The organism is Phyllobacterium sp. MT110, assembly GCF_058792715.1.
In genome coordinates this window covers 181,281-195,744 of record NZ_JBXAFE010000002.1, presented here as the reverse complement: position 1 = coordinate 195,744, position 14,464 = coordinate 181,281, and the positions used below count along the sequence as shown (strand labels likewise).

At 57.6% G+C, this 14,464-nt stretch carries 14 protein-coding genes; 9 read left to right on the top strand and 5 right to left on the bottom strand.

From position 1 onward, the window contains the following. Positions 1-42 precede the first annotated feature (42 nt). Entirely contained in the window at positions 43-999 is a 957-nt protein-coding gene (gene coaA / locus AC1Q5O_RS12470) for a type I pantothenate kinase (protein WP_105734125.1), read from the top strand. On the opposite strand, the gene AC1Q5O_RS12465 is transcribed toward coaA, so the two are convergent. The 5 genes from AC1Q5O_RS12465 to AC1Q5O_RS12445 all read right to left on the bottom strand — a co-directional run bounded on the left by AC1Q5O_RS12465 (position 986) and on the right by AC1Q5O_RS12445 (position 5,020). Then, positions 986-1,600 carry an alpha-ketoglutarate-dependent dioxygenase AlkB family protein gene (locus tag AC1Q5O_RS12465; protein ID WP_492563380.1) on the bottom strand — a complete coding sequence of 205 codons (615 nt, stop codon included), beginning with the start codon at positions 1,598-1,600 and terminating at the stop codon, positions 986-988. The two genes, coaA and AC1Q5O_RS12465, sit on opposite strands and share 14 nt — an antisense overlap. Positions 1,601-1,673: 73 nt before the next feature. Next, a complete protein-coding gene (gene lysM / locus AC1Q5O_RS12460; protein WP_472462146.1) occupies positions 1,674-2,132 on the bottom strand; it encodes a peptidoglycan-binding protein LysM in 459 nt (152 codons plus the stop codon). A gap of 109 nt (positions 2,133-2,241) precedes the next feature. Further along, on the bottom strand, positions 2,242-2,679 hold the full coding sequence (gene arfB, locus AC1Q5O_RS12455; RefSeq protein ID WP_492563377.1) for an alternative ribosome rescue aminoacyl-tRNA hydrolase ArfB: 438 nt from the start codon (positions 2,677-2,679) through the stop codon (positions 2,242-2,244). 111 nt (positions 2,680-2,790) lie between these two features. After that, a complete protein-coding gene (locus tag AC1Q5O_RS12450) occupies positions 2,791-4,404 on the bottom strand; it encodes a phosphoenolpyruvate carboxykinase (protein WP_288191881.1) in 1,614 nt (537 codons plus the stop codon). Between the two features lie 223 nt (positions 4,405-4,627). Next, on the bottom strand, positions 4,628-5,020 hold the full coding sequence (locus AC1Q5O_RS12445) for a GFA family protein (protein ID WP_223613969.1): 393 nt from the start codon (positions 5,018-5,020) through the stop codon (positions 4,628-4,630). Positions 5,021-5,350: 330 nt separating this feature from the next. Between AC1Q5O_RS12445 and AC1Q5O_RS12440 the strand changes: the two genes are divergently transcribed. The 8 genes from AC1Q5O_RS12440 to AC1Q5O_RS12405 all read left to right on the top strand — a co-directional run bounded on the left by AC1Q5O_RS12440 (position 5,351) and on the right by AC1Q5O_RS12405 (position 14,458). Beyond that, positions 5,351-6,070, top strand: a complete 720-nt coding sequence (locus AC1Q5O_RS12440; RefSeq protein WP_288191879.1) for a response regulator transcription factor — start codon at positions 5,351-5,353, stop codon at positions 6,068-6,070. A 147-nt stretch (positions 6,071-6,217) separates the two neighbouring features. Next, positions 6,218-8,005, top strand: a complete 1,788-nt coding sequence (locus AC1Q5O_RS12435; protein ID WP_463013036.1) for a stimulus-sensing domain-containing protein — start codon at positions 6,218-6,220, stop codon at positions 8,003-8,005. Next, positions 8,005-8,463 (top strand): HPr kinase/phosphorylase, encoded by a 459-nt coding sequence (locus AC1Q5O_RS12430; protein ID WP_492563375.1) that lies wholly within the window; start codon positions 8,005-8,007, stop codon positions 8,461-8,463. The genes AC1Q5O_RS12435 and AC1Q5O_RS12430 overlap by 1 nt, the downstream gene beginning before the upstream one ends. Positions 8,464-8,647: 184 nt before the next feature. Beyond that, a complete protein-coding gene (locus tag AC1Q5O_RS12425; RefSeq protein WP_091879322.1) occupies positions 8,648-9,049 on the top strand; it encodes a PTS sugar transporter subunit IIA in 402 nt (133 codons plus the stop codon). A gap of 13 nt (positions 9,050-9,062) precedes the next feature. Beyond that, positions 9,063-9,377 (top strand): HPr family phosphocarrier protein, encoded by a 315-nt coding sequence (locus tag AC1Q5O_RS12420; protein WP_105734117.1) that lies wholly within the window; start codon positions 9,063-9,065, stop codon positions 9,375-9,377. Position 9,378: 1 nt separating this feature from the next. Next, a complete protein-coding gene (locus AC1Q5O_RS12415; RefSeq protein WP_492563372.1) occupies positions 9,379-10,176 on the top strand; it encodes a glutamate racemase in 798 nt (265 codons plus the stop codon). A 142-nt stretch (positions 10,177-10,318) separates the two neighbouring features. Continuing rightward, positions 10,319-11,719 (top strand): adenosylhomocysteinase, encoded by a 1,401-nt coding sequence (gene ahcY, locus AC1Q5O_RS12410; RefSeq protein ID WP_223613974.1) that lies wholly within the window; start codon positions 10,319-10,321, stop codon positions 11,717-11,719. Between the two features lie 207 nt (positions 11,720-11,926). Continuing rightward, positions 11,927-14,458, top strand: a complete 2,532-nt coding sequence (locus tag AC1Q5O_RS12405) for a sensor histidine kinase (protein WP_492563371.1) — start codon at positions 11,927-11,929, stop codon at positions 14,456-14,458. The last annotated feature ends 6 nt before the right edge of the window (positions 14,459-14,464 follow it).

The following is a 14,464-nucleotide window of genomic DNA, read 5'->3' as shown; positions in this document are numbered from 1 at the left end:
TTTAAATCACAGGCGATTGAACGGCAAAGGGATGGGGACGTCATGGATCAGTTGGCACCCAGCGAATTTTCACCCTACCGGTTTTTCAGCGCGGAGCGCTGGGCGGAGTTTCGTGCCGACACGCCGATGACGCTGACCTATGACGAGGTCAAGCGCCTGCGGTCGCTCGGCGACCCCATCGATCTTGATGAGGTGAACCGGATTTACCTCTCGCTGTCGCGGCTTTTGTCGGCCCATGTGGAGGCAAGCCAGCTGCTGTTCTATCAGCGGCGGCAGTTCCTCAACACCGGCGATGCCTTCAAGACGCCGTTCATCATCGGCATTGCAGGCTCGGTGGCCGTGGGAAAATCGACAACAGCGCGCATTCTGAAGGAACTGCTTGCCCGCTGGCCGTCGAGCCCCAAGGTCGATCTGGTGACAACGGACGGGTTTCTCTACCCGAACGAGGTTTTGCGCTCAAAGGGCCTGATGGAGCGCAAGGGTTTTCCAGAGAGCTATGACGTCGGCATGCTTTTGCGCTTCCTGTCGCAGATCAAGGCCGGTCAGCGCAATGTCAATGCGCCGCTCTATTCGCATCTGACCTATGATGTGCTGCAGGGCAAATACCAGACCGTTGATGCTCCCGACATCCTGATTTTCGAAGGTATCAATGTGCTGCAGGTCCGCGACCTGCCGGAAGACGGCAAGATGGTGCCGTTCGTGTCTGACTTTTTTGATTTCTCGATCTATATCGACGCGGACGAAAACCAGATCCACAAATGGTACATCAACCGTTTCATGCGGTTGCGCGAAACCGCGTTCAAGGACCCCAGCTCCTTCTTCCATCGCTATTCCACGATCTCGGATGATTCGGCTCTCGCCATTGCCGAAAACCTTTGGACCAGCATCAATCTGAAGAACCTGAAGGAAAACATCCTGCCGACCCGGCCGCGCGCCGACCTGATCTTGCGCAAGGGTGGCAATCACCTCATCGAGGAAGTGGCGCTCAGGAAGCTGTGACCCGCCTCAATGTCAGGTTGATCCGGCCCGGGGTTTTCAGCAGCGTCGACGTGCCGGGATAGATCCGGTCAACACCGTGGAAGGCCAGCCGGCCTTCGTCTCCCAGTACGATGACATCGCCGCTTTTCAAGCGGATGGATTGGGTCTTCTCGCTGCGTTGCACGCCGCCGAAGCGGAAGAGACAGCTGTCACCAAGTGATACGGAGACAACGGGGGCGGAGAAATTCTGCTCATCGCGGTCCTGATGCAATCCCATCTTGGCCGTTTCAGCGTAAAAATTCACGAGGCAGGCTTCCGGAGCCAGCGGGTAGTTTCCGACCTTTTCCCAGAGGGTCAACAGGCGTGACGGTATTGCAGGCCAGGGTTTTTGCGTAACAGGGTGAACGGCCTGATAGCGGTAACCCCGTTCCTTGTCCGTTACCCAGCCGAGCGCGCCGCAATTGGTCATCCGAACGCTCATTTCCTTGCCGGTTTTCGGCATGGCGGGAATATAAAGCGGTGCCTCGGCAACGATGGACCTGATTTCGTCCACAAGGGCGGCCTGTTCGGTCAGGTCGAGATAATCGGGGAAGTAGCGAATGCCGGGCGCAAGCTGGAGCATGACATAACCTGACGGGAGGGAGGCAAAGACCCGGACTTATGGACAAGCCGGGTCTTTGCAGAAATCGGCGCTATCAGTCGATGGACGGAATACGCAGAACCTGGCCGGGATAAATCTTGTCCGGGCTGGTCAGCATGGGTTTGTTGGCTTCGAAGATTGCGGTGTTCTTCACGCCCTTGCCTTTGCCATAGACCGCTTCCGCGATCTTCCACAAATTGTCGCCGCTCTTGACCGTGTAGAAGACGGGATCCTTGGCCACAGAACCGGTGGTTGTGTTGTCAACGGTCAACGCACCCGTGTCGACTTTGGAAACGCCCAGCGAATTGCCAACGGCAATGATGGCCTTCTCCAGAATTTCCTGGTTGGTAACGCTGCCCTTGAGGATAGCCTTGTCACCTTCGATGACGACGTCAACTTTGTCCGTTCCGAGATTGTGCGAATCGAGCTCTTTCTTCAAATCGCCCGCCTGGGGCTCGTCATTGCCGATGCCGACTTTCTTGCCGACTGATTTAACAAAATCGAATAGTCCCATGTCTGGCTCTCCTTGTTGATTGTTCAAACCGACGAATAGCGTTGTTACATTCCCCATCGATCTTGAAAAGCAAAGAATAACGACAGTCGCTCACGTTCTGTTCCTGACCCTAATCTCCTTTGACTCGTCCACGCATCTTTTTCACATCGGATCGTCCTGCTTTTACTTTGAGACGGCGCTCGACAGATCCTTTTGTCGGCCTGGTTTTCTTGCGTGGCGGCGGTGGCGGTTCTGCCGCTTTGGCGATCAATGCAACCATGCGCTCGCGCGCATCTTCCCGGTTGCGCTCCTGCGTGCGAAAGCGGCTGGCCTCGATAAGCACATCGCCGTCCTTGGTGCCTCTCTGCCCGGCCAGTTTCAGCAGCCGCGCCAGTACATCCTCGGGCAATCCAGCCCGTGCCGCAAAAAAACGCAGCTGCACGGCGGTTGAGACCTTGTTGACGTTCTGGCCGCCGGGACCCGCCGAACGAATAAAACTCTCCTCAAGATCATCCTCTTGAATGAAGATCCGGTTGGTGATTTTGATTTGGTTGCGGTTCTCGTCCATAGGGGATTGGTACCCTAATCTTTTCCGGGCGGAAAGGTTCTTTCCAGGCATGGAAAAGCAAAAGGCCCCGCTGGTAAACAGCGGGGCCTCGATCGCGCAACGGGCGTTGGATTATTCGGCAGCAACCGGCGTGTGCGGCGCGGCAGCGCGGATATCGCTATCGACGTGGCTTTCAAACTTGCCGAAGTTGACGACGAACATGTCAACCAGTTTCTTGGCCTGCAAGTCATAGGCCTGCTTGTCCGCCCAGGTCGAGCGCGGATCGAGAATGGCTTCGTCCACGCCTGGAACGGCCACAGGCACGGCAAAACCGAAGTTCGGATCGGTGCGGAACTCGGCACCTTTGAGCGAACCGTCGAGCGCTGCGGTCAGAAGCGCGCGGGTTGCCTTGATGGGCATGCGCTTGCCTGTGCCATAGGCGCCGCCAGTCCATCCGGTGTTCACCAGCCAGCAGTCAACGCCGTGTTCGGCGATGAGCTGGCGCAGCAGATTGCCGTATTCGGAGGGGTGGCGGGGCATGAACGGCGCACCGAAGCAGGTCGAGAAGGTGGCTTCCGGTTCCGTAACACCGCGTTCCGTGCCGGCGACCTTTGCGGTGTAGCCGGACAGGAAGTGGTACATGGCCTGTGCAGGTGTCAGCTTGGCAATGGGCGGCATGACGCCGAAAGCATCCGCCGTCAGCATGATGATGTTCTTCGGATGGCTTGCCTTGCCGGTCTTGGATGCATTCGGGATGAAATCCAGGGGATAGGCGCAGCGGGTGTTTTCAGTCAGGGAGCCATCGTTGAAATCCGGAACCCGGTTTTCATCAAGCACGACATTTTCAAGCACCGTACCGAAACGCTGCGTCGTTGCGTAGATTTCCGGTTCTGCTTCGGCCGAAAGGCGGATTGTCTTGGCATAGCAGCCACCCTCGAAGTTGAAAACGCCGTGCTCGCCCCAGCCGTGTTCGTCATCGCCGATCAATGTCCGCGACGGATCAGCCGAAAGTGTTGTTTTGCCAGTGCCGGAAAGGCCGAAAAAGACGGCTGTATCGCCAGCCGGACCTTCATTGGCCGAGCAGTGCATGGGCATGACGCCCTTTGCAGGCAGGAGATAGTTCAGCGCGGTGAAAACCGATTTCTTCATTTCGCCGGCATAGGCCGAACCGCCGATGAGAACGATCATCCGCGTCAGGTCGACGGCAATGACCGTTTCCGTGCGTGTTCCATGCCGCTTGGGGTCGGCGCGGAACGACGGCAGGTCGATAATTGTCATCTTGGGCACGAAACTTGCCAGCGCATCACGATCCGGCCGGATCAGAAGATTGCGGATGAACAGCGAATGCCAGGCGAATTCGGTGATAACGCGCGTGTTCAGGCTGTAATCAGTGTCCGCACCGCCGATGAGGTCCTGGACGAACACTTCCTTGCCTTTGGCATGCTCGGCAAAATCCGCATAAAGCAGGGCGAAAGCTTCCGGGGTCATCGGGGCATTGTTGTCCCACCAGACGTGATTTTCCGTCGATGCATCGCGCACGACAAACTTGTCCTTCGGCGAGCGGCCGGTGTGCTGGCCTGTTCTTGCGACCAGCGCTCCCTGTGCGGTCAGCTGCGCTTCGCCGCGCCGCAATGTCTCCTCATAGAGCTCAGCGGCCCCGAAATTATAATAGACCGCCGAAAGCTCCTTCAAGCCTGAGGTGCCGAGCGCGATCGCCGCGTTATGGATACCGGTCTCTCTAGTCATGTGTCCGCCGTTGTTTAAGAAGGTTCAGGGGTCGAATTCAGATGTGCCGCCTCATGCATCTTCCAGCATGAATGCGGTTACATCTGGTCAAAAGCAGAAAAAATGAGCAGTATCAAATGTTTAATCGATTTAAAGAATTTAAATTTCTTTTAAATCGTTTTAAATCGGCAAAATCCACAGGGCAGCGCTACCACTGGTTTCGTCCGCGCGCCGGTCGTGCGACCTATTCCTCGAAACGGCTCGCTGTGTCGCGATCACGGTCGTATCGTTTCGCGAGCGGAAATGGTGGCAACCAGGACTCGCGACGGACGGTCCAGAGTTCATAGGTTGGCTTCAGTTGGTCGGGGGCATCCAGCGAGCCGAGGTTCACTTCGATTTCGTCTGCGGTGCACGCAAATATGGACGAGCCGCAGCGGGGACAGAAAAACCGCCCGGCGTAGTCGCGCGTTTCACCGTCGATCGTCACCGCATCCCGGGGGAATATCGCCGACGCATGAAAAAGGGCTCCATGATGCTTGCGGCAGTCGAGACAGTGACAAAGGCCGACCCGATACGGGAGCCCTGACGCTACAAACCGAACGTTGCCGCACAGGCAACCACCGGTGAACCGGTCCATGCTGCACCTCCTCTGAAGTCGAGCGGGTGGAATGTTTACGACGAACAGCGTTGTCATGGCAATTGACCGCCAAGGGCCAGAAACCAAATACACCCAAGGCGTGTATCCCCGAATAGGTTTATACAAGCAGCTTGTTACCCGGTAATGGCATGCACTTTTGTCGTCATATACCGGGAAGAAATCACTGCAGATGACGCGGGCAATTGCCTGCGGCCGTCATGCGGAAATCACAAAGGGTGACACGAGTTTTGATCTGTGCCACATTTTGTACCCAATTTGTCCGGCACAAGCACGGTCGGATTTAACCTTTTAAACAAGGAAAAGCAGGGCATGAGGGAAGTACCCGCAATGCAGACCATTGCGCTCGTTGATGACGATCGCAACATTCTGACGTCCGTATCGATTGCGCTTGAATCGGAAGGTTACCGCGTCGAGACCTACACCGATGGCGCGTCTGCACTCGATGGGTTGATGGCACGTCCGCCCAATCTGGCCATTTTCGATATCAAGATGCCGCGGATGGACGGTATGGAGCTCCTGCGTCGCCTGCGCCAGAAATCCGATTTGCCGGTGATCTTCCTGACGTCCAAGGATGACGAGATCGATGAGCTCTTCGGCCTCAAGATGGGCGCCGATGACTTCATTACAAAGCCGTTCTCGCAGCGGCTTCTGGTCGAGCGCGTCAAGGCGGTGCTGCGCCGGGTCGCTGCGCGCGAAGGTGTGGCAAAGCCTGGCAGCCCTCAGGCCAAGTCGCTGGAGCGCGGTCAGCTTGTCATGGACCAGGAACGGCATACCTGCACCTGGATGGGTGAGCCGGTGACCCTGACGGTCACCGAGTTCCTTATCCTGCATTCCCTGGCGCAGCGTCCGGGCGTCGTCAAAAGCCGTGATGCGCTGATGGATGCAGCCTATGACGAACAGGTCTATGTGGATGACCGGACCATTGACAGTCACATCAAGCGCCTGCGCAAGAAGTTCAAGGTTGTCGACGATGACTTCGATATGATCGAAACACTCTATGGTGTCGGGTATCGCTTCCGCGAAACTTGATTCTGATTGTTCCTGTTGTTTGCGTGTAAATGGGCGGGCGATCACGCGTAGGAATGTCAACCATGCGTGATCCGCGGTACAATAAGATTGTCTCAGCGCATTTTGAGTGCGATGAGACAGCCCAATTTACGATACTCTGAGGCAGAAATGGTAGCCGGACTCCAGGGCAGCAATGTTACGCGCAAGAGCGCCGTCATGCGCCGGAAGCGTTCGCTCGCCTTGAGGCGGTTGCTGCAGCCGCTCAATCGGCTCTTCGGCAATTACCTGTTTTCCAGCCTGACCCGCCGCATTCTCTTTCTCAACCTTGCCGGTCTTGCGGTGCTTTTGTCCGGCATCATGTATCTCAATCAGTTCCGTGACGGGCTGATCGACGCCCGCGTTGAAAGCCTGATGACGCAGGGCGAGATCATCGCGGCCGCCATCGCGTCGGAAGCGACGGTCGATACGAATTCCATCACCGTCGACCCTGAAAAATTGCTGGAATTGCAGGCTGGACAGAGCATAACGCCGTCGCCCGATGTGCTGGATAATCTCGATTTTCCCATCAATCCCGAGCGCGTGGCGCCTGTCCTGCGCCAGCTGATCCAGCCGACCCGCACCCGGGCACGCATTTATGACCGCGATTCGAATCTTTTGCTGGATTCACGCCATCTCTACTCCCGCGGGCAGGTGTTGAGGTACGAATTGCCGCCGATCGATGGCGATGAGCCGAGTTTTCTCGAGCGGTTGACCAACCGGATGACCCGGCTGCTGCGCCGGAGCGATCTGCCGATCTATCAGGAACAACCCGGCGGCAATGGCGCTTCCTTTCCTGAAATTGTGAAAGCCTTGACGGGACAGCCCGCCACCTTCGTGCGCATGACGGAAAAGGGCGAGCAGATTGTTTCAGTTGCGGTCCCGATCCAGCGCTTCCGCGCTGTTCTTGGGGTGCTTCTGCTTTCCACGGAAGGCGGCGATATCGACAAGATCGTGCAGGGCGAACGTTATGCCATTATCCGGGTGTTTACCGTTGCCGCGCTGGTTATGGCCATTCTCTCATTGTTTCTGGCATCGACCATTGCCAATCCGCTGCGCCGTCTTGCGGCGGCGGCGGACCGGGTGCGTCACGGCGTGAAGAATCGTGAGGAAATTCCGGATTTTTCCGAACGCCAGGACGAAATCGGCCATCTCTCCACCTCCATCCGCGACATGACCAATGCGCTCTATGCCCGCATCGAATCGATCGAGAGCTTTGCCGCCGATGTCAGCCACGAATTGAAAAACCCGCTGACCTCGCTGCGAAGCGCCGTGGAGACGCTGCCGCTGGCCAGGAATGATGATTCGCGCAAGCGCCTGATGGATGTGATCCAGCACGATGTGCGCCGGCTGGATCGCTTGATCACGGATATTTCCGATGCGTCACGTCTCGATGCGGAGCTGGCACGCGAAGATTCCGAACATGTCGATCTCAAGTTCCTGCTGGGCAATCTCGTGACCGCTGCGCGCGAAGTGCGACGCAACAAGAAGGATACGCAGATCGAATTTGTCGTCGGCAAGCTGCCGACCAACAAGAAGGGCTTCTTCGTGGTCGGCCATGATCTGCGTCTCGGCCAGGTCGTTTCGAATCTGATCGAGAATGCGCGTTCGTTCGTGCCGGAAGAGCATGGCATTATCACCGTCTCACTGCAGCATATGGGCGACCGGGTGCGTATTCTGGTTGAAGACAACGGTCCGGGCATTCGCGTCGAACAGATCGACCGCATTTTCGAACGCTTCTACACGGATCGCCCGTCAGGCGAAGCTTTCGGTCAGAATTCTGGCCTTGGACTCTCCATCAGCCGCCAGATCATCGAGGCGCATGGCGGCACGTTGAATGCGGAGAACATTATCGATCCCAATGATCCCGACAACTATCTCGGTGCCCGCTTCACCGCGATTCTCCCGGCCGAGATCTGATGCGGGACGACGAAGGTGAATTGATCCATGGCAGTGCCGTGCTTGTGGGCGAGCACGGCGTCCTCATCCGTGGCGCCTCCGGTTCGGGAAAATCCTCCGTCGTACGGGCGCTGATGGACCGCGCGTCTTACAGAGGTATATTTGCCGCCTTGATCAGCGATGATCAATGCGCCGTTGGGGAGAAGTCGGGGCGTCTGCTCTGCACGGCTCCCGGCATTTTGCGGGGTGGATTGGAAGTGCGCGGTTCCGGATTGCATCGGGCGGATTTCGAGGAAAGTGCCATTCTCCATCTCCTGGTTGATCTGGTCGAACCGAACCAATCGGTTCGGTTTGGCGAAGATGCAGCAACGCATCTGCAAGGCGTCGCAATCGGGCATCTAATTCTGCCAAAATGGGAGATAGATGCTGCCTGCCGGGCCATCGAAGCCAGGCTGTTTCAGCAGGTATGGAAAAAATAATTGTTGTAACTCAATAAGTTGCACAGACGACCTGCGATAAAATGACTGACAGTCACGCACAAGTCATTTTTCCGCTTGCCTTCGCGATTCGTCCTGCCAAAATGCGACACCTGCCAAGTGGGGCATTCAATGCGCAGAAAAAAGCCTAAACCCAATGGGCTGGCGCAACAGGAGCAGTTTCAGAATGATCGGACTCGTGCTTGTGACGCACGGAAGACTGGCCGAGGAATTTCATCATGCTGTTGAGCATGTGGTCGGTCAGCAGGAATATTTGGAAACCGTCTCAATCGGTGCCGATGATGATATGGAGCAACGCAGGCGCGACATTGTCGATGCGGTGGCGCGTGCCGATAGCGGCAATGGCGTCATCATTTTGACAGATATGTTTGGCGGTACTCCTTCCAATCTGGCCATTTCAGTGATGGAATCAGGACGGATCGAGGTTATCGCCGGCGTCAATCTGCCCATGCTGATCAAGCTGTCGAGTGTACGCGTCACCAATGACATGGCGGCGTCGCTGCGCGAGGGGCAGGATGCCGGACGCAAATACATCAATGTGGCCAGTCAGGTGCTGACAGCCAAATAGAGGTTGAACACGCATGCGCCTGACAGGAGAAACGACCGGCACGTTTGATCCGGACAATGCGCTGGTTGCATCTTTCGAGATCATCAACCGGCGCGGGTTGCATGCGCGCGCTTCCGCCAAATTCGTCCAGCTCGTCGATGGTTACGACGCCCATGTGCGCGTCGAGAAAGACGGCATGACCGTGGGTGGAACCTCCATCATGGGGTTGATGATGCTTGCAGCCTCGCCGGGCTGCTGCATCAAGGTCAGCGCTTCAGGCCGGCAGGCCAGCGATGTGATGATGGCCCTCGGGGCACTCATCGCCGATAAGTTCGGCGAAGAAGCCTGATGTGACGCTCGTCAGCCCGATTGCTGTCTTTGATGCGGGGATCGGCAGCTATGCCATTGTCGATCTGCTCCGGCGACGGCTTCCCAGGCAGGATATCCTCTATTTCGCCGATCGCGCCAGCTTTCCCTATGGGAGAAAACCGCGCAGCGCGTTGCTGTCCGTCATGGACCGGACGATGCGGTTCTTGATGGCGCATGGCCCCTCGGCCATTATCGTCGCTTCGAACGTGCCGTCGATAACCGTGATGGATGACCTGAAATCCATGGTGAACGTGCCGCTCTTCGGGGTTGTGCCGCCGCTGGCGGAAGCCCTTGCGACGACGCAAACCGGCAAGGTCGGCATCATGGGCGTGCAGTCGATGACGGGAAGCCCGCAGTTGCGGCAGTTCGTCGGCAGGCATACCGGTGATCCCGATGCCGTCGCCCTGATCGATGCCTCGCCCATGGTCGACCTCGTCGAGAATGGCGACTTTCTGTTCAATGTCGCCGCGACCCGGCAAAAGGTCGATGATTTCCTCGGCGCGGTTTTTCGCAGCCATCCAGATGTCGACGTGCTTACCTTGTCGAGCACGCACCTGCCGTGGCTCCGTTCCTATTTTGAGGCCAGCCGTCCGTCCTGCCGGTTCCTGGATCCGGCCGAGGCGATCGTGCAGACCATCGGCGCGGGGACGCAGGGCAGCGGCACCACCATCGCCATTGCCACCGAAAGCGCCGAATATACGCTGGATGCATTCCGGGCGATGCTGGCAAAACTGGGGATCGCCCTGCCTGTCAGTCCTGTTTCGCTGCCATTGCAATAAAACAACCGCCCTTCGGATATGCACGCATAAGGATTTCTTTATATCCCATTGTGCGCCCCGCCCTAATCTGATAGTCAACAGCAACCTCCGGTCGTCTCGGAATGGCGGCTGGACCGAAAAACAAAGACGGAGCTGACAACAGATGGCCGATAAACAGGATTTTATAGTCAAGGACCTTGAGCTGGCCGCATGGGGCCGCAAGGAAATTGAAATCGCCGAAACCGAAATGCCGGGCCTGATGGCCAGCCGCGAAGAGTTTGGCACGTCCAAGCCGCTCAAGGGCGCGCGCATCACCGGTTCGCTTCATATGACGATCCAGACCGCGGTCCTGATCGAAACGCTGCAGGCCTTGGGCGCAACCGTGCGCTGGGCATCGTGCAATATCTTCTCGACGCAGGATCATGCGGCAGCGGCGATCGCAGCCACCGGAACCCCGGTTTTCGCTGTCAAGGGCGAAACGCTGGAAGAATACTGGACCTATACCGACAAGATTTTCCAGTGGCCGGATGGCCAGCCTTCCAACATGATCCTCGATGATGGCGGCGATGCCACCATGTATATCCTGATCGGCGCGCGCGCCGAAGCCGGTGAAGACGTTCTGTCCAATCCGGGCAGCGAAGAAGAAGAGATCCTCTTTGCCCAGATCAAGAAGCGCATGAAGGAAACGCCGGGCTTCTTCACCAAGCAGCGCGATGCGATCAAGGGTGTCACGGAAGAAACGACAACCGGTGTGAACCGTCTGTACCAGTTGCAGAAGAAGGGCCTCCTGCCTTTCCCGGCAATCAACGTCAACGACAGCGTCACCAAGTCGAAGTTCGACAACAAGTATGGCTGCAAGGAATCGCTGGTGGATGGTATCCGCCGCGCCACCGACGTCATGATGGCCGGCAAGGTTGCCGTGGTTTGCGGTTACGGTGACGTGGGCAAGGGTTCGGCCCAGTCGCTCCTCGGTGCCGGTGCACGCGTCAAGGTCACGGAAGTTGATCCGATCTGCGCGCTGCAGGCTGCGATGGACGGTTTCGAAGTGGTCACGCTTGAAGATGCAGCACCGACCGCCGACATCATCATCACCACGACCGGCAACAAGGATGTCATCAAGCTCGATGACATGCGCAAGATGAAGGACATGGTGATCGTCGGTAACATCGGTCACTTCGACAACGAGATCCAGGTCTCGGCACTGCGCAACCTCAAGTGGAACAACATCAAGCCGCAGGTCGACATGATCTCGTTCCCGGACGGCAAGCGCATGCTGCTTCTCTCTGAAGGCCGTCTGCTCAATCTGGGCAACGCAACGGGACATCCGAGCTTCGTCATGTCCGCATCGTTCACCAACCAGGTTCTGGCTCAGATCGAGCTCTACAGCCGCGGCGAGCAGTACAAGAATGAGGTCTACGTCCTGCCGAAGCATCTCGATGAAAAGGTGGCGCGCCTGCATCTCGATAAGCTTGGTGCGAAATTGACGACCCTTTCGGACGAACAGGCTGCCTATATCGGTGTCACACCGAATGGTCCTTTCAAGTCGGACCACTACAGATATTAATCTGTTAACCAGTACACACAATATATGGAAGCCGAAGGATTGACAAATTCTTCGGCTTTCTTTTTTGCGCGGAGTTCTTCCCGTCGATTCGTCAAGGGTTTATTGTAGTGATTCGGGATAGCTTTCTTCCAGATGGGCCAAATGGTTGGATCAATCAGATGGGTTGGAACATGAGATATCTGTCAGGATGGGGCGACGACGGTTGATATGAAGATTGGTGATGGGGATGTTCGCGGGAAAGAGGCAACACGCGGAAAGCGGGTGCTGAAGAAACTGCGGACTGTGCTGGCGGGAGCCGGCTCGACTGTTTCTATCCTTGGCGCCATGTCTTCCGCCGCCCATGCCGATGATCCGCTTGGCAAGATCAACACCCCATTCGGGGTTGCATTCGGCACGTTCGAAGTCATCCAGTTTGCCATGTTCCTCGGCGCGATGGGCGCGGCCCTGTTGTCGGCGGGCTGGCTGATCCGCGAGCGCAGCCGCATTGCCAGCGAGAATCGCCAGTTGCGCGACAAGGTCGCCGATCTCAATGTCGCGGTTCAGCGCGGCGAAGCGCTGCTCAATCTGAAGGATCAACGGGTGGTTGTGTGGGAAGGCAACTCCACGGCGCCCAATCTCGTCGGCAGCCTGCCGCAGGAAATCGGTGTTCCCGAAGACCGCTCGCTGTTTCTGGCTTTTGGCCGCTGGTTGCGCATTGATTCCGCAACGTTGCTCGATCGCTCTGTCGAGGCCCTGCGCGGCAAGGCGCGCGCCTTCGATATCGTTGTCGAGACGTCGAAGGGAACGCCACTGGAGGTCCAGGGCCGCACGTCCGGCGGCTATGCCATTGTTCGTTTCATCAGCTTGGGCGAGGCGCGCGCCACCCAGGCGCTGCTGAAGACGGAAAACTATCAGCTCAACGAAACCCTGACCACATTGCGAGGACTGCTGGAACAACTGGAAATGCCGGCCTGGAGCCGCGACAGGAGCGGCAAGCTCAATTGGGTCAACATGGCCTATGCCAAGGCGGTCGATGTCAGTGACGTCCATGTTGCCGTGGCTGAGACACGCGAATTGTTCGGGGTGCAGGCACGCGAGCGTATCGAGCGCGAGAAGGCGGCAAGCCGGCCTTTCCATGATGAACTGTCGACGGTGGTCGGCGGCGATCGTCACGTGTTCCGGGTCACGGATGTCGCGAGCAGCGCCGGTTCCGCCGGTCTGGCCAATGATGTCAGCGACATTGAACTGGTGCGCGAGGAATTCAAGCGCACCGTCCTCAATCACTCGGACACACTGGACCAGTTGAATTCGGCAGTCGCCATGTTCGATGCGAACAGAAAGCTGCAATTCTTCAACCAGGCATTTGCCAAGCTGTGGGGGCTGGAAACCTCGCTGCTGGAAAGCCGGCCCGACAATGCCATGCTGCTCGACCGCTTCCGCAGCGACGGCACATTGCCGGAACAGCCGGATTGGCGCCGCTGGAAGGATTCCATGCTTTCGGCCTATCATTCGGTCGAATCGCAGGAGCATTTGTGGCATCTGACCGACGGCCGCACCTTGCGCGTCATCGTCAATCCGCAGCCCAAGGGCGGCGTCACCTGGGTTTTCGAGAACCTGACGGAAAAGCTGCAGCTGGAAAGCCGCTACAACACGCTGATCAAGGTACAGGGGCAGACGCTGGACCATCTGGCCGAAGGTGTGGCGGTGTTCGGTTCCGATGGCAAGATTCGCCTGTCCAATCCCGCCTTTGCATCGCTCTGGTCACTGAAAGCCGAACAGGTCGCCGAAGGCATGCATATCTCGGCGATCCGCCGCCTGTGCGAGCCGGTTTCCGATGCGACCCAATGGGAAAGCTTTGTGACGACCGTCACAGGCTTTGACGACAAACGGGAGTCCCTGTCAGGTCATGTCGAGCTGACGACCGGAAAAATCCTCTATTTTGCCTCAGCGCCGCTGCCGAGCGGCCAGACCATGTTGACCTTCGTTGACGTGACGGATTCCGTGCGGGTCGAACGGGCGCTGAAGGAAAAGAACGAGGCGCTGGAGCGCACGGATGAACTGAAGAACGATTTCGTCCAGCATGTCTCCTACGAGCTGCGTTCGCCACTGACCAACATCATGGGCTTTACCGAGCTTTTGCAGACGCCGATGACCGGCCCGCTCAACGAGCGTCAGCGCGATTATCTTGACCATATCGGCACATCGTCCTCGGTCCTGCTGACCATCGTCAACGATATTCTCGATCTTGCCACGGTCGATGCCGGTATCATGGAGCTGGACATCAGTGACGTCTCCGTCGCCGATGCCGTCGCCACTGCCTCTGAAAAAGTAGCCGAACGCCTCAAGGAGCATAACATCCTGCTCGACACCCGCATTGCATCCGGCGCGGGTTCTTTCCGTGCCGATGCCAGCCGTGTCAAGCAGGTGCTTGCCAATCTTCTCAGCAATGCCGCCAATTACGCCCCCGAAGGCAGCACGATTACACTGACCTGCGGGCGGGAACAGAATGAGATGGTTTTCAGCGTTCAGGACAACGGACCTGGCATGCCGGACTATGTGCTCGACAGTATTTTCAAGCGGTTCCAGCCCTATCCGAACGGTGGCCGCAAGCGCGGTGCCGGTCTTGGCCTTTCCATCGTCAAAGGCTTTGTGGAGCTGCATGGCGGCAAGGTCGATATCAGCAGTGCCGCGGGCAGGGGTACGCTGGTGACCTGCCGGTTCCCGCTGGAAGCACGCACCTTCAGCATCGCTGCTGAATAAGGCGCC